The 17,517-nt window shown below is 66.4% G+C and carries 16 protein-coding genes and 1 tRNA gene; 14 read left to right on the top strand and 3 right to left on the bottom strand.

What is annotated here, in order from left to right:
* Positions 1-10: 10 nt before the first annotated feature.
* From NKK51_RS06885 to NKK51_RS06865, 5 genes are read left to right on the top strand one after another with little or no spacing between them, the layout of a single operon-like run.
* A complete protein-coding gene (locus NKK51_RS06885; protein ID WP_352551938.1) occupies positions 11-3,733 on the top strand; it encodes a cobaltochelatase subunit CobN in 3,723 nt (1,240 codons plus the stop codon).
* Positions 3,730-5,241, top strand: a complete 1,512-nt coding sequence (gene cobG, locus NKK51_RS06880; protein WP_352439820.1) for a precorrin-3B synthase — start codon at positions 3,730-3,732, stop codon at positions 5,239-5,241. Before NKK51_RS06885 ends, cobG begins: the two co-directional genes overlap by 4 nt.
* 2 nt (positions 5,242-5,243) lie before the next feature.
* Positions 5,244-5,876: a precorrin-8X methylmutase gene (locus tag NKK51_RS06875; protein WP_352551936.1), complete on the top strand. Its 633-nt coding sequence runs from the start codon at positions 5,244-5,246 to the stop codon at positions 5,874-5,876.
* Positions 5,873-6,631 (top strand): precorrin-2 C(20)-methyltransferase, encoded by a 759-nt coding sequence (locus NKK51_RS06870; protein ID WP_352551934.1) that lies wholly within the window; start codon positions 5,873-5,875, stop codon positions 6,629-6,631. Before NKK51_RS06875 ends, NKK51_RS06870 begins: the two co-directional genes overlap by 4 nt.
* Positions 6,628-7,392 (top strand): precorrin-3B C(17)-methyltransferase, encoded by a 765-nt coding sequence (locus tag NKK51_RS06865; RefSeq protein WP_352551932.1) that lies wholly within the window; start codon positions 6,628-6,630, stop codon positions 7,390-7,392. The genes NKK51_RS06870 and NKK51_RS06865 overlap by 4 nt, the downstream gene beginning before the upstream one ends.
* On the opposite strand, the gene NKK51_RS06860 is transcribed toward NKK51_RS06865, so the two are convergent.
* Positions 7,356-8,117 carry a cobalt-precorrin-6A reductase gene (locus NKK51_RS06860; RefSeq protein ID WP_352551930.1) on the bottom strand — a complete coding sequence of 254 codons (762 nt, stop codon included), beginning with the start codon at positions 8,115-8,117 and terminating at the stop codon, positions 7,356-7,358. The genes NKK51_RS06865 and NKK51_RS06860 overlap by 37 nt on opposite strands.
* Position 8,118: 1 nt before the next feature.
* On the opposite strand from NKK51_RS06860, the gene cbiE reads away from it, so the two are divergent.
* From cbiE to NKK51_RS06820, 8 genes are all read left to right on the top strand, one after another.
* Entirely contained in the window at positions 8,119-9,360 is a 1,242-nt protein-coding gene (gene cbiE, locus NKK51_RS06855) for a precorrin-6y C5,15-methyltransferase (decarboxylating) subunit CbiE (protein WP_352551928.1), read from the top strand.
* A complete protein-coding gene (locus NKK51_RS06850; protein ID WP_352551926.1) occupies positions 9,357-9,743 on the top strand; it encodes a cobalamin biosynthesis protein in 387 nt (128 codons plus the stop codon). The genes cbiE and NKK51_RS06850 overlap by 4 nt, the downstream gene beginning before the upstream one ends.
* Positions 9,740-10,504: a precorrin-4 C(11)-methyltransferase gene (cobM, locus tag NKK51_RS06845; RefSeq protein ID WP_352551924.1), complete on the top strand. Its 765-nt coding sequence runs from the start codon at positions 9,740-9,742 to the stop codon at positions 10,502-10,504. Before NKK51_RS06850 ends, cobM begins: the two co-directional genes overlap by 4 nt.
* Positions 10,501-11,319: a uroporphyrinogen-III C-methyltransferase gene (gene cobA / locus NKK51_RS06840; RefSeq protein WP_352551922.1), complete on the top strand. Its 819-nt coding sequence runs from the start codon at positions 10,501-10,503 to the stop codon at positions 11,317-11,319. The genes cobM and cobA overlap by 4 nt, the downstream gene beginning before the upstream one ends.
* Positions 11,316-12,629, top strand: coding sequence for a cobyrinic acid a,c-diamide synthase CobB (locus tag NKK51_RS06835; protein ID WP_352551920.1), 1,314 nt, complete (start codon positions 11,316-11,318; stop codon positions 12,627-12,629). The genes cobA and NKK51_RS06835 overlap by 4 nt, the downstream gene beginning before the upstream one ends.
* Before the next feature lie 3 nt (positions 12,630-12,632).
* The gene (locus NKK51_RS06830) at positions 12,633-13,409 is read left to right on the top strand and encodes an adenosylcobinamide-GDP ribazoletransferase (RefSeq protein ID WP_352551918.1); all 777 of its coding nucleotides are present in this window, start codon (positions 12,633-12,635) and stop codon (positions 13,407-13,409) included.
* 50 nt (positions 13,410-13,459) lie between these two features.
* Complete coding sequence (cobT, locus tag NKK51_RS06825; protein ID WP_352551916.1) at positions 13,460-14,470, top strand: nicotinate-nucleotide--dimethylbenzimidazole phosphoribosyltransferase; 1,011 nt, start codon at positions 13,460-13,462, stop codon at positions 14,468-14,470.
* A gap of 88 nt (positions 14,471-14,558) precedes the next feature.
* Positions 14,559-14,960: a hypothetical protein gene (locus NKK51_RS06820; protein ID WP_352551914.1), complete on the top strand. Its 402-nt coding sequence runs from the start codon at positions 14,559-14,561 to the stop codon at positions 14,958-14,960.
* A gap of 71 nt (positions 14,961-15,031) precedes the next feature.
* On the opposite strand, the gene NKK51_RS06815 is transcribed toward NKK51_RS06820, so the two are convergent.
* Together NKK51_RS06815 and NKK51_RS06810 are read right to left on the bottom strand one after the other, a co-directional pair.
* A tRNA-Lys gene (locus NKK51_RS06815) sits at positions 15,032-15,107 on the bottom strand.
* Positions 15,108-15,213: 106 nt separating this feature from the next.
* Positions 15,214-16,122 (bottom strand): PhzF family phenazine biosynthesis protein, encoded by a 909-nt coding sequence (locus tag NKK51_RS06810; protein ID WP_352551912.1) that lies wholly within the window; start codon positions 16,120-16,122, stop codon positions 15,214-15,216.
* Positions 16,123-16,223: 101 nt separating this feature from the next.
* On the opposite strand from NKK51_RS06810, the gene NKK51_RS06805 reads away from it, so the two are divergent.
* Entirely contained in the window at positions 16,224-17,516 is a 1,293-nt protein-coding gene (locus NKK51_RS06805; RefSeq protein ID WP_352551910.1) for an efflux RND transporter periplasmic adaptor subunit, read from the top strand.
* Position 17,517: the final 1 nt, after the last annotated feature.

The following is a 17,517-nucleotide window of genomic DNA, read 5'->3' as shown; positions in this document are numbered from 1 at the left end:
ACGGGTTGCGATGCACATCCTCACCACGACATCCGCCTCGCTCGACGACCTCGCCGAGCCGGTCGATCTGCGGCAGGCGCCGGCGGATATCGTGGCCCTGTCCTTCACCGACAGCGACCTCGCCGGACTGGCGGCAGCCTGGAAGGCCGATGCCGGCCGCCTGCCCTCGATGCGGCTGGCTGCCCTGCGTGACCTGCGCCATCCCATGTCCGTCGACCTCTGGGTCGACAGCGTCGCCCGTCACGCCAAGGTCATCCTCGTGCGCATCCTCGGCGGCTACGACTGGTGGCGCTACGGCTGCGACCAGCTTGCCTCGACCGCCCGCGCACACGGCATAAAGCTGGCGCTGCTGCCCGGCGAATGCCGCGACGAGGATCTGCGCCTGATCGAAGCCTCGACGCTGCCGCGCGAGGAGCTCGATGGCCTGCTCGACTATTTCCGCGAGGGCGGCCCGGCGAATATGAGCGCGCTGGTGCGGAGGCTGGCGCGACTGGCGGGACAGGATGCGGCTTTTGCAGAGCCGGTTCCAGTGCCGAAAGCCGGGTTTTATGAGCCAGGACTTGGGGTCGTTGGTGATCCTTCACACCCCCCTCTGTCCTGCCGGACATCTCCCCCGCAAGGGGGGAGATCGGACTTCATCAAAGCCGGCTCTTTTCCCGTTTCATTAGAAGCTGACGCGTCCGCAACCTCGACAATTGGCGAAATCTCCAATGACAGCGCAATCTCCCCCCTTGCGGGGGAGATGTCCGGCAGGACAGAGGGGGGTGTGAAGGAACTCGACGCTGACAACGTCAACGCTCCTATCATCCCCATCCTGTTCTATCGCTCGATGCTATTGGCCGCCGATGTCGCGCCCATCGATGCGCTTTTCCACGCGCTCCGCCAGCGCGGCATCAATCCGGTCCCCATCTTCGTCTCCAGCCTCAAGGACCCCTCATCCCTGGCGTTCGTGGAAACCGCACTCGCCGCGCTCAATCCCGCCGCCATCATCACCGCGACCGCTTTCGCGTCCGGCGCCGAACCCGGCATTGAAACCCTGTTCGACCGCGCCGGCGTACCGGTCTTCCAGGTCATCGTCGCCACCACCCGCCGCGACGTCTGGGAGACCAACCAGCGCGGCCTGGCGCCCGCCGACCTCGCCATGCATGTCGTGCTGCCCGAACTCGACGGCCGCATCCTGGCCGGCGCCATTTCCTTTAAGGGCGAGAGCGAGATCGATCCAGCACTTGGCCACCGCGCCTTTGCCAACCGGCCGGAACCGGATCGTGTGGCGCAAGTGGCTGACCGCGTCGCGGCCTTTATCCGCCTGCAGGAGACAGCCCGCGCCGAACGCAAGCTGGCCATCCTGATGCCGGATTATCCCAGTGCCCCCGGCCGCACCGGCTACGCCGTGGGTTTGGATGTCCCGTCCAGCGTGCTGGCCATGCTGCAGGACCTCAGCGAACAGGGCTATGTCGTTGAGGGGATTCCGCAAACGCCGCGTGAGTTGCTGGCGCGGCTGGGCCAGGGCGGGCATGGCTTGGCCTTGAGGGATTATGTGGAGTTCTCGAAGGCACTGCCGTCTGCAGCAATTGCTGCCGTAGATGCAGCTTGGAAGGCTGAATATGAGATAGGTTTGTGCGAGGCACCCCCCTCTGTCCTGCCGGACATCTCCCCCGCAAGGAGGGAGATCGGCAGTTCCGCCATCGGCGCTCATTCTGCGACGTTCGTAGCTGGCGAAAGCGGCAATGAGAGCTCAATCTCCCCCCTTGCGGGGGAGATGTCCGGCAGGACAGAGGGGGGTGCTCAAGCGCCAACCGCCGCCCACTTCCCCTTCCGCGCTGCCACCTTCGGCAACATCACGGTCGCCCTCGCCCCAGACCGCGGCCGCTCCGTCGACCGCCGCGCCGACTACCACGACCCGACGCTCCCGCCGCGCCATGCGCTGATCGCCTTCGGCCTGTGGCTGCGCAAATCGCTCGGCGTCCATGCGCTCGTCCATGTCGGCGCGCATGGCACGCTGGAGTGGCTGCCGGGCAAGACCGTTGCGCTTTCGGAGAACTGCTTTCCCGAGATCGTCACCGGCGCCATGCCCGTCATCTATCCCTTCATCGTCTCCAACCCCGGCGAAGCGGCGCAGGCCAAGCGGCGCATTGCCGCCGTCACCCTTGGCCACCTGCCGCCGCCACTGACCGATGCCGAGCTGGACGAGAACCAGCACAAGCTGGAACGGTTGGTCGACGAATACGCCCAGGCCGACGGGCTCGACCGCCGCCGCCGCGACCGCCTTGCCAAGCTGATCGTCGAGACGGCGCAGAAGACCGGCCTCGCTTCCGAAGCCGGCGTCGCCACGACCGACGCGCCCGACGAAGCGTTGCGCCGCATCGACGCCTGGCTCTGCGACCTCAAGGATTTTGCCATCAAGGACGGGCTGCATATCTATGGCCGCGCCCCTGAGGACGAGCCCGACGCCATGCGGCGCCAGAGTGCGGCAGCCGAGAAGGCGGCGCTGCTCGCCGCACTCGATGGCCGCCACGTCAAGGCCGGCCCGGCCGGCGCGCCCGCGCGGGGTCGCTCGGACGTTCTGCCCACCGGCCGCAACCTGTTCACCTCGGACCCGCGCACCATGCCGACGCCGACCGCTTATGATCTGGGCAAGGCAGCGGCGGAGGAAGTGGTGCGCGGCTACATGCAATCGCATGGCGACTGGCCGCGCTCGCTGGTCATCGATCTCTGGGGCTCGGCCTCACTGCGCACCGGCGGCGAGGAGATCGCGCAAGGATTGGCGCTGATGGGCTGCCGGCCGCAATGGGATTCGGCGACCGGCCGCATCACCGGCATCGAGGTATTGTCGCCGGCCACGCTCGGAAGGCCACGCGTCGATGTCACCTGGCGCATATCAGGCCTGTTCCGCGATATGTTCCCGACCCAGATCGCACTGATCGATGCCGCCGCCAACGCCGTTGCCGCTCGCGACGAAGAGGATTCGGAAAACCCGCTCGCAGCCAGGACCCGCGCTGACGGCAAGATCAGCCCTCGCATCTTCGGCACCTCGCCCGGCACGTACGGCGCCGGCGTCGAGGATATCTTGTCCTCCGGCAACTGGGCGGCGCGCGAAGAAATCGGCCGCGCCTATCTCGACGCCACCTCGCACGCCTATGGCGGCGCAGAAGGAGAAGGCATCTCGGTGCCCGGCGCCTTCGAAACCCGCATCGCCGAGGCCGATCTTCTCGTCCACACCGGCGACGACCCCGGCCGCGACATCCTCGAAGGCTCCGCCGACGTCGCCTTCATCGGCGGCTTTTCGGCCGCCTTGGCAACGCTCGGCAGGAATGCCGACGTCATCGTGCTCGACACCACGGACCCGCAAAAGCCGAAGCCGCGCTCGGTCAGCGAGGCTGTGTCGCGGGTGGTTCGCGCACGCGCCGTCAATCCACGCTTCATATCAGGCCAGATGCGCCATGGCCCGCGCGGCGCCTCCGAATTCGCCGAAACGGTCGACCGGCTGGTCGGCTTTGCCGAAACCACGCACGCCATTTCGGGAGCGCTGATCGAGGCGGTGCATGATGCCTATCTCGGCGATCCCGAGGTTCGCGCCTTCATCCTGCGCGAAAACCCCGCCGCTGCCAAAGTCATCGCCGAGCGCTTCCTGTCGGCGCGACGGCGTGGCCTCTGGCATCCCCTGCGCAATTCCATCGACGACGACTTGACGGCCATGATTGCCGAGGCCGAGGCGCTTGGGGTGGCTGCATGAACGCCTTCTCGCGCCGCGGCGCCTGCCCGGCTTTGTCGGCGCCAATGCAAACCGGCGACGGGCTTTTGGTGCGGCTCAACCCGGTCGCTGGAGGCCCATCTTCTGGAGGATTGTCGCCGAAGCTTTTGATCGGGTTAGCCGAATCGGCTTTGCGGCATGGCAACGGCATCATGGAAGTGACCGCGCGCGGCAGCCTGCAGATACGCGGGCTGACGGCGGACAGCGCGGCGTTGCTGGCGGCGGAGGTCGATGCGCTTGATATCGCGGTGCGCACCGGCGTGCCGGTCGAGACCGGGCCGCTGGCCGGCATCGATCCGCAAGAGATTGCCGATCCCCGGCCACTGGCCGAGCGGATCAGGGCGGCGATTGGCGAGGCTGGGCTGACGCAACGGCTCGGGCCGAAGGTTTCCGTGATTGTCGATGGCGGTGGGCAGTTGACCATGGATGCGGTGACGGCCGATGTGCGGCTGAAGGCGGTGCGGGCCAGCGCTGGCGTGCTGTGGGCTGTGTCTGTTTCAGGTGACGGCCAAAGCGCGAGGCCGCTTGCGACGGTCGATGACGATGTAGCGCGCGATATTGCCGTTGCGGTGCTCAGGATGATTGCCGAGAAGAGTCGGGAGGCGCATGCGAGGGATTTGACGGACCGCCAATTGGCCTCTCTCGCAGGTTGGCACTCCGTCACACCCCCCTCTGTCCTGCCGGACATCTCCCCCGCAAGGGGGGAGATCGGCAGTTCCGACGCCGGCTCTCGTCCTGCAACATCGGCGGTGGACGTGACGTCGGCAATTGGCGAAAGCGCCGATGACGGCTCAATCTCCCCCCTTGCGGGGGAGATGTCCGGCAGGACAGAGGGGGGTGTGCAGGATCGCCGGCCTATCGGTCTTTTCTCTTTATCGACCGACCACGCCCTCGGCATCGCTCTCCCCTACGGCAGCATGCCGGCGGACAAAATCATCTCTCTCGCCCAGAGTGCCCTCACCCTCGGCACCACCGAAATCCGCCTCGCCCCCGGCCGTGCCCTGCTTTTCCTTGGTCAACCAACCGCCGCCAACCAAACCCTTCAGCACACCGCCGCCACCCTCGGCTTCGTCACCGCCCCCACCGACCCGCGCACGCGCATCGCCGCTTGCCCCGGCACACCGGCCTGCGCCTCCGGCCGCATCGCCACGCGCGACATTGCCGAGACGATTGCCGCTGAAACTGCCGACATCCCAGACCTCACCCTGCACATTTCCGGATGCGCCAAGGGCTGCGCCCACCCCGGCGTAGCGGCGTTAACAATAGTCGGCGGCGAAAACGGAGCCGGACTTGTCGTGAACGCGACGGCAAAGGCTCTTCCTGCCGGCTACAGGCCGGGCTATGACGCCGCGCGCGGCATCAGCCGCGTCGCGGCAATGATCCGCAGCGCACGATATCAAGGCGAAACCGCCGCCGCTTGCCTGACAAGGCTCGGGCCGGTGGCAATCGCCGAGGCTTACCGACAGGCCCAAACTGAAAAACGGAAATGAGCATGGCCGCCTACGACTATATCCATGACGGCACGGCGATCTACGAGCGCTCCTTCGCCATCATCCGCGCCGAGGCCGATCTGTCGCGCTTCTCCGAAGCCGAGGCCGATGTCGCCATCCGCATGATCCATGCCTGCGGCCAGGTCGAAGCCGCCAGTCATTTCGTCTTCTCCACCGATTTCGTTGCCGCCGCGCGCACCGCTTTGGCGGCTGGCGCGCCAATTTTCTGCGACGCGGAAATGGTCTCGCATGGCGTCACCCGCGCCAGGCTGCCGGCCGGCAACGAGGTGATCTGCACCTTGCGCGACCCGCGCACGCACGACATCGCCAGGGAGATCGGCAACACCCGTTCGGCCGCCGCGATCGACCTGTGGGGCGAGCGCATGGCCGGCTCGCTGGTCGCCATCGGCAATGCGCCGACCGCGCTCTTCTATCTCCTGGAAAAACTGCGCGACGGCGCGCCGAAGCCAGCGGCCATCATCGGCATGCCGGTCGGCTTCGTCGGCGCGGCCGAATCCAAGGATGCTTTGGCCGAGAATTCCTATGGCGTTCCCTACGCCATCGTGCGCGGCCGGCTCGGTGGCAGCGCCATGACCGCCGCCGCGCTCAATTCATTGGCGAGGCCGGGCCTGTGAACGCCTTTCTCAAAGGCCGTCTCATCGGCGTCGGCACCGGTCCCGGCGACCCCGAACTGCTGACGCTAAAAGCCGCGCGCGTCTTGGCGGAAGCCGATGTCGTGGCCTATTTCGCCAAGCGCGGCAACAACAGCAACGCGCGTGCCATTGTCGAAGCGCAGTTCCGGCCCGAAATGACGGAATTGCCGCTGCTCTATCCCGTCACCACCGAAATCGACAAGGATCACGACGACTACCGCTCGCAGATCACGGCTTTCTACGAGGAGTCCGCCGAGAAGGTCGCCGAACACCTTCAGGCGGGCAGAATGGTTGCCGTGCTGTCCGAGGGCGATCCGCTTTTCTACGGCTCCTACATGCATCTGCATGTGCGGCTCGCTCATCGCTTCCCGACCGAAGTCATTCCCGGAATCACCGCCATGTCCGGCTGCTGGTCGCAGACTGGTGTTCCGATCGTCCAGGGCGACGATGTGCTGACGGTGCTGCCCGGCACGATGAGCGAGTTCGAGCTGACGCGCCGGCTGGCTGACACCGATGCCGCCGTCATCATGAAGGTCGGCCGCAACCTGCCCAAGATCAGGCGTGCGCTGGAGGCTACGGCCAAGCTGTCGCGCGCCGTCTATGTCGAGCGCGGCACCATGGCCGGCAGCGTGTCGATGAAGCTTGCCGACAAGCCGGACGACAAGGCCCCCTATTTCGCCATCGTGCTGGTCGCCGGCTGGTCCGGCCGCCCCGGCGCTTTGGGAGCGCAAGCATGAGCGGCCGTCTCACCGTCATCGGGCTTGGCCCCGGCAATACCGATCAGGTCACGCCGGAAGCCAGCCGCGCCGTCGCCGAGGCCAAATTCTTTTACGGCTACAAACCCTATCTCGACCGGCTGGACCTGCGCCCGGATCAGACCCGCGTCGCTTCCGACAATCGCGAGGAACTTGCCCGCTCCAAGGACGCACTGGTCAAAGCCGCCGAGGGCCACGACGTCGCGGTGGTTTCCGGTGGCGATCCCGGCGTGTTCGCGATGGCGGCGGCCGTCTGCGAGGCGATGGAGGCCGGACCGGCCGAATGGCGCGCGGTCGATGTCGCTGTGGTGCCCGGCATCACCGCCATGCTGGCGGTCGCCGCCCGCATCGGCGCGCCGCTTGGCCATGATTTCTGCGCCATCTCGCTGTCCGACAATCTCAAGCCGTGGGAGCTGATCGAATTGCGTCTGCTGGCGGCGGCCGGCGCCGGCTTCGTCATCGCGCTCTACAACCCGATCAGCAAGGCACGCCCCTGGCAGCTCGGCCGCGCCTTCGAATGCCTCACCGCGATCCTGCCAGGCACCACGCCAGTGATTTTCGGCCGCGCCGCCGGCCGCCCGGACGAGCGTATTGAGGTCTACCTGCTGGCAGACGTCGACGCGCAAAAGGCCGACATGGCGACCTGCATCATCATCGGCTCGCCGGAAACCCGCATCATCAAGCGCGCTGAGAAGCCGGCGCTGGTTTACACGCCGCGCTCGTCCACGGGGCGGACAAAATGATCGACCATCACGGTCAGCGCTTCAACGCTTTCAGCCGCGGGAACATCCGGCAAGGTTGGCCGTTGGATCATGACCACCTCGAGGCCAAGCGCCCGCGCCGCGGCGATCTTGCCATAAGTCGCTTCGCCGCCGCTGTTCTTGGACACGACGACATCGATGCCTTGCTTTTCGAGCAGCGCGCGTTCCTCCGCCTCACGAAACGGGCCACGGGCCAGAAGATAGCTCGCATCCGGCACGGCAAGCTTGGGCTCGATCGCGTCGACGCTGCGGACGAGATAATGATGCTGGGGCGCAGCTTCGAAAGCGGCGACCTCTTGCCGGCCCAGCGCCAGGAAAACACGGCGCGGCGCCAGTCCAAGTGCTCGCGCGGCATCGCCGGATGTATTGACCTCAGTCCAGCGGTCGCCTTCGACAGGCTCCCAGCCGGGGCGTCGCAGCGCAAGGATCGGCACACCGGCCGCGCGCGCGGCTTGCGCCGCATTGGCGGAGATCTGCGCCGCATACGGGTGCGTCGCGTCGATCAGCAGGTCGATAGGCTCTTTCCGCAGATAGTCGGCCAGCCCATCGGCACCGCCAAAGCCTCCGCTTCGCACCGGCACGCCTTGCGCGACCGGGCTTTCAGTGCGGCCAGCCAGCGACAGCGTGACCGAGGCGCGCGCCGCCAGTTTTCCGGCCAGTTGCCGGGCTTCGGTGGTGCCGCCGAGGATCAGAATACGGTGGGTCATCATGCCTGCTGAAGGTCCGCGCGGTGCCAAGCTCACCCCAAAATGGCTCACAATCGTCGGCATCGGCGAGGACGGTTTAGCGGGTCTCGGCGACGAGGCCAAGCAGCGGATTGCCCAGGCGGAGATCATCTTCGGCGGCAAGCGGCACCTGGCGCTGGTCGCTTCCTGCGCCAAGGGCGAGCCGCACCCGTGGCCGGTTCCGTTCGATGCCGAGATGGCTGACGTGCTGGCGCTTGCGGGTAGGCGCGTCTGCGTGCTCGCTTCCGGCGATCCGTTCTTCCACGGCGTCGGCGCCACCCTCGCGCGCAAGGTCAAGCCACAGGAGATGCATGTCATCCCCGCACCGTCGGCCGTTTCGCTGGCGGCCGCGCGCCTTGGTTGGGCGCTGCAGGACATCGAGACCGTCTCGCTGCACGGCCGGCCGCTCGACTTGATCCGGCCGCTGCTGCAGCCAGGCGCGCGCATTTTGGCACTGACGTCGGATAGCGATGCGCCGGCGGCAATAGCGCGCCTGCTCACCGAACTCGACTTCGGCGCCTCGCGGCTGACAATCCTGGAGGCACTAGGCGGGCCAAGCGAAAACCGGCGCACCGCCCGCGCCGATGCTTTCGATCTCGAAAACATCAATCCGCTCAACGTGCTGGCGATCGAAGTTGAATCCGGTCCGGACGCGCGCGTCCTGCCTCTCACATCAGGTCTTGCCGACCATCTGTTCGATCACGACGGCCAGATCACCAAACGCGAAATCCGTGCGATCACCCTGTCAGCGCTGGCGCCCAAGCGCGGCGAATTGCTGTGGGACATCGGCGCCGGCTCCGGTTCTATCGGCATCGAATGGATGCTGGCCCATCCTTCGATGCGCACCATAGCCATCGAGGCCGATCCGATCCGCGCCGCCCGCACTGGCCGCAACGCCGCCGCATGCGGCGTTCCCGGCCTTGTCGTGGTCGAAGGCAGCGCCCCCAAGGCACTTGCCAGGCTGGACACGCCGGACGCGATCTTCATCGGCGGCGGCGGCAGCGATGCCGGTGTCTTGAACGCTGCCATCAAAGCGCTGCGCACTGGCGGCCGTCTTGTGGCCAATGCGGTGACGCTGGAGATGGAAGCCTTGCTTCTCGCCCGCCATGTCTCGCTTGGCGGCGATCTCACCCGCATCGCCATCTCTCGCGCGTCGCCGGTCGGCGCGATGCAGGCATGGCGGCCAGCCATGCCGGTCACGCAATGGAGCTGGGTGAAGCCATGATGGTCGCGGGTATTGGCAGCCGAAAAGGCGTGAGCGTCGAGGACGTGCTTGCGGCGATAGAAACCGCTGTGGAAGCGCATGGGCTTGCGATGACGGCGCTTTCGGCACTGGCGACGACCGAGTTCAAGAAGGATGAAGAAGCGATCTCTGCCGCTGGCCGCGTGCTGAATCTTCCGGTCATCGTCGTCGATGATGCAGCACTTCAGGCCGTCTCGTCGGACACGCTCAGCCATTCCGAGCTCTCGCAAGAACTCGCCGGCACCCCATCGGTTTCCGAGGCATCCGCCCTTGCCGTCGCCGGCAAAGGCGCCAGACTGCTCGGGCCCCGCACGGTGCTCGGCCCGGTCACCTGCGCCATCGCCATCAGTGGAGATGCGCCATGACCGTCCATTTCATCGGCGCCGGTCCGGGTGCCGCCGACCTCATCACGCTGCGCGGTGCGAGGCTGCTGGCAAGCTGCCCGGTCTGTCTTCACGCTGGTTCGATCGTCGCACCCGAATTGCTGCAGCACTGCGCGCCGGGGACAAAACTGATCGACACCGCACCGATGTCGCTCGACGAGATCGAGGCCGAGTATGTCGCGGCCCATAAGGCCGGCCATGATGTCGCCCGTCTCCATTCCGGCGACCTGTCGGTGTGGAGCGCTGTTGCCGAGCAGATCCGCCGGCTGGAAAAGCACGGCATCCCTTATACGCTGACGCCCGGCGTCCCCTCTTTCGCCGCTGCCGCCGCCGCATTGCGCCGCGAGCTGACCATTCCCGAGGTCGCGCAAAGCCTGGTGCTGACCCGCATTTCCGGACGCGCCTCGAAAATGCCGCCCGGCGAAACGCTGGCCGGCTTCGGCCGTACCGGCGCCACGCTTGCCATTCATCTGGCCATCCACGCCATCGACCGCGTCGTCGTCGAGCTGACGCCGCACTATGGCGGCGATTGCCCGGTGGCGATCGTCTTCCGCGCCTCCTGGCCGGACGAGCGTGTGCTGACCGGCACGCTGGCGACCATCGAGGCACAACTCGCCGCCGACCCGATGGAGCGCACGGCGATCATCTTCGTCGGCCGCTCGCTGGCGGCGGAAGGTTTTGGCGAGAGTTCATTGTACGACGCCCACTACCAGCGGCGTTTTCGCGGACGGGACGGATTGTGAGCGGCAGCACCAAAAACAACGGCCAAAACGCCACGCTCGAAAAAGCCTTGTCCCGGCTGAACTTCAAGCCGCGCCGCCTGGAACCGGGGCACGTCTGGCTGGCCGGCGCCGGCCCCGGCGACCCCGGCTGCCTGACGCTCGAAGTGTTGGCGGCTTTGGCCGAGGCGGATGCGCTGGTCTACGACGCGCTGGTCTCATCAGATGTCGTCGCCGTTGCGCAAAATGCCGAGCTTTTCTTTGCCGGCAAGCGCGGCGGCAAACCGTCAATGAAACAGGACGACATCACCGCGCTGCTGGTGCGGCTGGCGCGCGACGGCCGCCGCGTCGTCAGGCTGAAGGGCGGCGATCCCTATATTTTCGGCCGTGGCGGCGAAGAAGCTCTGGCGCTGGCGCGGGAAAACATCCCGTTCCGCGTGCTGCCAGGCCTGACCTCGGGCCTCAGCGCGCTGGCCGCGACCGGCATTCCCGCCACCATGCGCGGCATCAACAAGGCGGTGATCCTGGCCACCGGCCACGCCGCCGGCACCGATGACGATCTCGACTGGGCGGCAATCGCCCGCACCGGCCAGCCTGTCGTCGTCTATATGGGCATGGCCAATCTGCCGCTGATATCAGCGGCACTGCTGGATGGCGGACTGGCGCCGTCGACACCGGCGGCAGTGATCGTCGCCGCGACGACGCCGCAGGAACGAACCGTCGTCGCCACGCTCGCCACCATTGCCGAGGAAGCCGCGGCCGCCGGCCTTGCCTCGCCGGCGCTGATCGTCGTCGGCGGCATCGTCGCCATGCGCGCGGCACTGGTAGGTGCTTTGTGACCGCCCGCGCGATCATCATCGGCGCGCCGCGCTCCGGCTCCGGCAAGACCAGCGTCACCATCGGCATTTTACGCGCGCTCACACGGCGCGGGTTGAAAGTGCGCGGCGCCAAATCCGGCCCCGACTATATCGACCCCGGCTTCCACACCGCCGCCACGGGCCTGTCCGGCGTCAATCTGGACAGCTGGGCGATGCCGCCATCGCTGCTCAACGCGCTCGCCGCGCAGGCCGCCGATGACACCGATTTCGTCATCCTCGAAAGCGCCATGGGCCTGTTCGATGGCATTCCGGCCTCGCCGGGGCGCACCGGCTCGGCGGCCGATCTGGCCCGGCTCTACGGCCTGCCGGTGCTGCTGGTGCTCGACGTTTCCGGCCAGTCGACCACCGCGGCCGCCGTCGCCAAGGGTTTTGCCACCTATGATCCGGACGTGCGCATGGCGGGCGTCGTGCTCAACCGGCTGGGCAGCGAGCGGCACCGCAAGCTGTGCAGCGAGGCCATCGAGGCGATCGGCCTGCCGGTCGTCGGCGCCATCCTGCGCGATCCCACGCTCAATTTGCCCGAACGCCATCTCGGCCTCGTCCAGGCTGGAGAATATGACGACCTGATGGCGCATCTCGACCGGCTGGCCGACATGGCGGAAAAGTCGCTCGACCTCGATGCGATCATGACCCTGGCGACACCCCTCACCCCGGCACATGGCGGCTTCGACGACGCGCTGGCGCCGCCCGGCCAGCGCATCGCGTTGGCCGAGGATGCCGCCTTCACCTTCCTCTATCCACATGTCGCCGCCTACTGGCGCAAGGCGGGTGCGGAAATCGTCCCGTTCTCGCCGCTCGCCGACGAAGCGCCCCACGAGACCTGCGATGTCTGCTGGCTGCCCGGCGGCTATCCCGAGCTACACGCCGGCAAGCTCGCCGCCGCCGCGAATTTCCGCGCCGGGATGGCGTGTTTTGCAGCAACAAAGCCCATCCATGGCGAGTGCGGTGGCTTCATGGTGTTGGGCGAAGCGCTGGAGGATGCGTCGGGCGAAACGCATGCGATGCTCGGCCTGCTCGGCCATTCCACCAGCTTCGCCAAACGCAAGATGAATCTCGGCTACCGCGAGGCGCGGTTGCGCGTCGACTGCCCGCTGGGCTCACAAGGTGCGCTGATCCGCGGCCACGAATTCCACTATGCGCAGATGACGGCCACCGGCAATGACGAGCCGCTGGCCGACCTTGCCGACGGCCAGGGCAATCCGATCGGCGCCTCGGGCTATCGGCGCGGCTATGTCAGCGGCACCTTCTTCCATGCGATAGCGAGGGGCTAGAGCATGAAGTTCAAGAATCTGGCTCTTTCACCACGGCAGGTCGTCGACGACATCGCGCTTTGCCTGGTCTTCTTCACCCGTCTGCCGCTGCCCGTCTTCGATTTTCGCGGCCGCAGTCTTGCCGCCGCGATCTGGGCAGCCCCCATTGCCGGACTTGTCGTCGGCATGATCGGCGCCATCGTCTTCGCCACGGCGGAACGGTTTGGGCTGGCCATGGGGCCGGCGGCCGCACTTGCGCTTGTGGCAACCGTGCTCACCACCGGCTGCCTGCATGAGGACGGGCTATCCGACGTCGCCGACGGCTTTGGCGGCGGCAAATCACGCGGCCGCAAACTCGAGATCATGCGCGACAGCCGCATCGGCGCCTATGGTGCGGCGGCGCTGGGCCTGTCGCTGCTGATCCGCTGGAGCGCGCTGTCGGAGTTCGTCGATCCCACTCAGGCCCTCTTCGCCCTCATAGCCGCACACGCGGCCTCGCGCGGCGTGATCGGCGCTTTCATGCATCTGCTGCCTCCAGCGCGCGTCGACGGCCTCTCGGCCGATGCCGGCACCGTCTCGCAGGAGGCCGCCATGGCAGGCGCCGTGCTCGGCGCGATCCCGCTGCTCCTGCTCGGATTGGGCGGCGCCGTCTTCGCGCTGATCCTGCTTGGCCTGCTGTTTGCCGCTTTCCGCGCCCTTTGCCTCAACCAGATCGATGGCCAGACCGGCGACACGATCGGAGCCTTGCAGCAGGCAAGCGAGATCGCGGTGCTGCTCGTCGCTTCGGTAGCGCTTTCCTGATCCCTTGGCCTGATCCCTTGGCCTGATTCCTTTTCGGAGACTTTGCCCTCATGCCTTTCAAATCGCTTAGTGAATTGCGCGCCGCCTGCCTCGACCTGCCGGCCGGCAGCGATGCCGCGGCCAATGCGGTCGCCCGCCGCCAGGACACGCTGACCAAGCCGCAAGGCAGCCTTGGCCGGCTGGAGACGGTCGCCGCCTGGCTGGCGCGCTGGCAGGGCCGCGACATGCCGAAACTCGACCGCGTAAAAGTCTTCGTCTTCGCCGGCAACCACGGCGTCACCGCGCAAGGCGTGTCGGCCTATCCCTCGGAAGTCACCGTGCAGATGGTGGCGAACTTCGCCGGCGGCGGCGCCGCCATCAACCAGCTTGCCCGCATGGCCGGCGCCGAACTCGACGTCATCCCGCTCGATCTCGACCATCCGACCGGCGACTTCACGCAAGGGCCAGCGATGAATGAGGAAGCTTTTCTCGCCGCCGTCTCGACCGGCTACGACGCGGTGACGAAAGACCTCGACCTTATCTGCTTCGGTGAAATGGGCATCGGCAACACGACGCCGGCGGCCGCCATCTCAGCAGCCCTGTTCGGCGGTGGAGCGGAAAAATGGACCGGACGCGGCACCGGCGTCGACGACGCCGGCCTCAAGCGCAAGGTGGTCGCCATCGAAGCCGGCCTGAAGCGCCACGCCGCCGCCCTTGCCGATCCGCTAGGGATCGCCGCCGCGCTTGGCGGACGCGAACTCGCCGCCATCTTCGGCGCGACGCTGGCCGCCCGCCATCTCGGCATACCCGTGCTGCTCGACGGCTTCGTCTGCACCGCAGCCGCGGCCCCACTGGCAAAGCTGCACCCAACCGGCCTCGCCCACACCATCGCAGCCCACGTCTCCGCTGAGTCAGGCCATCGCGGCCTGCTCGAAGCGCTTGGCCTGCCGCCTCTGCTCGATCTCGGCATGCGGCTCGGCGAAGGCTCCGGCGCCTGCCTCGCCGTCAACATCGTCCGCTCGGCGCTGGAATGTCACGTCAGGATGGCGAGTTTTGCAGAGGCGGGCGTTTCGGAGAAGTAGATCCGTCAAAATTTCAACGTGATTGAGCCAAAACAATAACGCCGTTTTGATTGTGCCATGAGACGAGGAAATCTCATGGAGAAATCGAATGATGTATTTGAAGACAACAATTATCGTTGCGCTGTTTTGCAGCACTGTTGCGCCGGCATTTTCTCAGATCCTTGACGAGACAGGCCGGCCGCGGCGGCCCGGCGACGACGGCCTTGCCAAGGTGCAGTCCGGTATCACCATGAGCATTCCGGTCAAGGACGGCGAAGACATCGCGGTGCAGCAGGAGGCCGGGCTTCGTTCCTTCTACAAGCTCGCGGCCGGCAGTTGCGCCATGGTGCTCGAAACCATCGCCGACAGCTGCGAAGTCACCAACGTCACCACCAATGTCAACGCCAGGGATCGCAGCATGGGCGCCGCCGCCGGATCGCAGATCACCGTGACCGGCCAGATCGCCATGAAGGTCAAGTTCAAGGCCAGCCTCGGCAAGCCCGCGCCGTGATCGGCGCCAGGCTCGAGACGCGTCAAACGCGTCTCGTTTTCAGGGTCTTTCCACCAACTCTTCTAGGAATTTGGTGGGTGCGCACAGGATTGAACTGTGGACCCGCTGATTAAGAGTCAGCTGCTCTACCAACTGAGCTACGCACCCACTCGGCCGGCAAAAACCGGCGTTGGCGGGCATATAGCCGCCACCATCCGTCATGTCCAGCCCTGCCGGAGTCATTTCCCGACAAATCGCTTTCAGCCCGCCGCGATCAGACGAACAGCTTGCCCTCCGCCACCTTGATCGCGTTGCCGCCAATGCGCGCCGAGGCCAGTTTTCCGCCTTGCACGGTCAGTTCGAGGCGGATGCGCGATGGCCGGCCCATCTCCAGCCCCTGCTCGATCCACAGCTGCGAAATGCCGTCGGTCGGCGCGTCGAAATGCATGATGGCGCCGGCAAAGGCCGCAGCCGCCGAGCCGGTCGCCGGATCCTCGTAGGAAGGCGTGCCGGGCACAATCATGCGCACATGGAAGGCGCTTTCGTGGTTCACCGTTTCGCGGCAGTAGACATAGGGACTGGCGAAGGCCCACTCGCTCTTGCGCGGCGCCAGTTCCGACCAGGCCTGGTTGTCCAGCCGGATCCGGCCCGCCGCCTCGAGATTGGCAACCGGAATGGTGACGTAGGGTACGCCGGCCGACCAGAACGCGACGCGGTGATTCTCGAAGCCGATTTCGTGCGGCGTCAACCCAAGGGCGGCGCCGATCGCCTCCGGATCGGCCTCGAGCTTCAGCGGTTCCGGCAGCTTCGCCAGATCGAACTCGGCAAAGGTGTTGCCGTCATGCTTGCTGACGGCGCACCGCACCGGGCCGATGTTTTCTTCCAGCACGAAGATGCCGGCGCCGCCCTCTTCCGCCAGTTCGGCCAGCGCGATCGCGGCGCCGACCGTCGGATGGCCGGCGAACGGCATTTCATAGTCGGGCGTGAAGATGCGGATGCGATTTTTATGCTTGGGATTGTCCGGCGGCAGCACGAAAACCGATTCCGACAGGTTGAATTCGCGCGCGATGGCCTGCATCGCGGCCGTGTCCAATCCCTTGCTGTCCAGCACGACGGCCAAGGGATTGCCGGCCAGTCGCTCGGTCGTAAACACATCGTAAAGCAAGTAATTCCGGGTTTTCATTCCTGCCTCAATCCCAACATGGGCGAAATTTAATTTGATATTTGAACCAGTAAGCCTGATCTGTGCACAGATAGGGACACTACGCATTATAGGGGTCCAGCGTGGACCAGATTGTCAATCTGCCAAAGACGGAATCGGATTCCGCCATCGAGACGGCGCTTGGGCTCGACCAGAGGGGGCGGCGCAAGTCGCGCCGGCGCGGCTGGCTCTATGCGCTGCTGGCGCTGATCGTGCTCGTCGCCGGGCTTGGTGCCTATCAGTGGTATGCCGGCTCGCCGGCCAGGATTGACTACACCACAGTGCCTGCCGCCAAGGCTGATCTCACCGTCGCGGTGTCGGCAACCGGCACGCTGCAGCCGCTCACCCAGGTCGACATTTCAAGCGAACTGTCCGGCATCATCCGCTCGGTCTCGGCCGAGGAGAACCAGCAGGTCAAGAAGGGTGACGTGCTGGCGACACTCGACACCGTGAAACTCGAAGTCCAGATCGAGCGCGCCGAAGCTTCGGCCAAGGCCGCCGCCGCCAATGTCGAGGACGCCACGGTTACGCTGACCGAAAACGAGAAGGCGCTGGTGCGCGCCGCCGAACTGACCAGGCGTGGCATGGCGACCGACCAGTCGCTTGAAGCAGCAACCGCCACGCGCGACCGTTCCAAGGCAGCGCTCGACAGTGCGCAGGCCAACCTCGCCATCGCCCAGGCCGACCTCAAGGCGCAGCAGACCGACCTTGCCAAGAGCACCATCTATGCGCCGATCGACGGCATCGTGCTGACGCGCTCGGTCGATCCCGGCCAGACGGTCGCCTCCTCCCTGCAGGCGCCGGTGCTGTTCATCATCGCCGCCGATCTCAGGAACATGGAACTGGTGGCGGCGGTCGACGAAGCCGACATCGGCGCGGTCAAATCCGGCCAGCATGCCCGCTTCACCGTCGATGCCTTCCCCGAGCGGCCGTTCGACGCCGAGATCCGCGACATCTCCTATGCCTCGGTCACCACCGACGGCGTCGTCACCTACAATGCGCGGCTCGAGGTCGACAACAACGAGCTGTTGCTGCGGCCCGGCATGACCGCAACCGTTTCGGTCGTCACCAAACAGGCCAAGGGCGTGCTCACCGTGCCGGCCACCGCCTTCCGCTATCGTCCGGCGCAGCAGGCCGCCCGCGGCTGGAGCCTGAGCGACCTGTTCACCGGCCGCATGGGGCGCCCCGGCGGCAACCGCCAGCGCCAGGCCGCCACAGTGCCCACCGACGGCTCGCGCACGCTCTACGTGCTGGAGAACGGGCGTCCGCACCCGGTCAACGTCAAGATCGGCTCGACCGACGGCGAACTGACCGAGATCATTTCGGGCCTGGACGAAGGCGCTCAAATCATCACCGCGTCGCAGCAGCGGAGCTGAT

Origin of the sequence: Mesorhizobium sp. M0011 (assembly GCF_040324155.1) — a bacterium.
In the GTDB taxonomy this organism is placed as follows: Bacteria; Pseudomonadota; Alphaproteobacteria; order Rhizobiales; family Rhizobiaceae; genus Mesorhizobium.
This window is presented reverse-complemented; position numbering and strand designations above follow the sequence as displayed.

What these genes read in the sequence shown, in the direction of transcription:
- cobM (WP_352551924.1), top strand. Translation starts at nt 9,740, where the DNA reads ATGACCGTCCATTTCATCGGCGCCGGTCCGGGTGCCGCCGACCTCATC.
- cobT (WP_352551916.1), top strand. Translation starts at nt 13,460, where the DNA reads ATGCCTTTCAAATCGCTTAGTGAATTGCGCGCCGCCTGCCTCGACCTG.
- cobG (WP_352439820.1), top strand. Translation starts at nt 3,730, where the DNA reads ATGAACGCCTTCTCGCGCCGCGGCGCCTGCCCGGCTTTGTCGGCGCCA.
- NKK51_RS06820 (WP_352551914.1), top strand. Translation starts at nt 14,559, where the DNA reads ATGATGTATTTGAAGACAACAATTATCGTTGCGCTGTTTTGCAGCACT.
- NKK51_RS06810 (WP_352551912.1), bottom strand. Translation starts at nt 16,122, where the DNA reads ATGAAAACCCGGAATTACTTGCTTTACGATGTGTTTACGACCGAGCGA.
- NKK51_RS06830 (WP_352551918.1), top strand. Translation starts at nt 12,633, where the DNA reads ATGAAGTTCAAGAATCTGGCTCTTTCACCACGGCAGGTCGTCGACGAC.
- NKK51_RS06885 (WP_352551938.1), top strand. Translation starts at nt 11, where the DNA reads ATGCACATCCTCACCACGACATCCGCCTCGCTCGACGACCTCGCCGAG.
- NKK51_RS06875 (WP_352551936.1), top strand. Translation starts at nt 5,244, where the DNA reads ATGGCCGCCTACGACTATATCCATGACGGCACGGCGATCTACGAGCGC.
- cbiE (WP_352551928.1), top strand. Translation starts at nt 8,119, where the DNA reads ATGCCTGCTGAAGGTCCGCGCGGTGCCAAGCTCACCCCAAAATGGCTC.
- NKK51_RS06860 (WP_352551930.1), bottom strand. Translation starts at nt 8,117, where the DNA reads ATGACCCACCGTATTCTGATCCTCGGCGGCACCACCGAAGCCCGGCAA.
- NKK51_RS06850 (WP_352551926.1), top strand. Translation starts at nt 9,357, where the DNA reads ATGATGGTCGCGGGTATTGGCAGCCGAAAAGGCGTGAGCGTCGAGGAC.
- NKK51_RS06865 (WP_352551932.1), top strand. Translation starts at nt 6,628, where the DNA reads ATGAGCGGCCGTCTCACCGTCATCGGGCTTGGCCCCGGCAATACCGAT.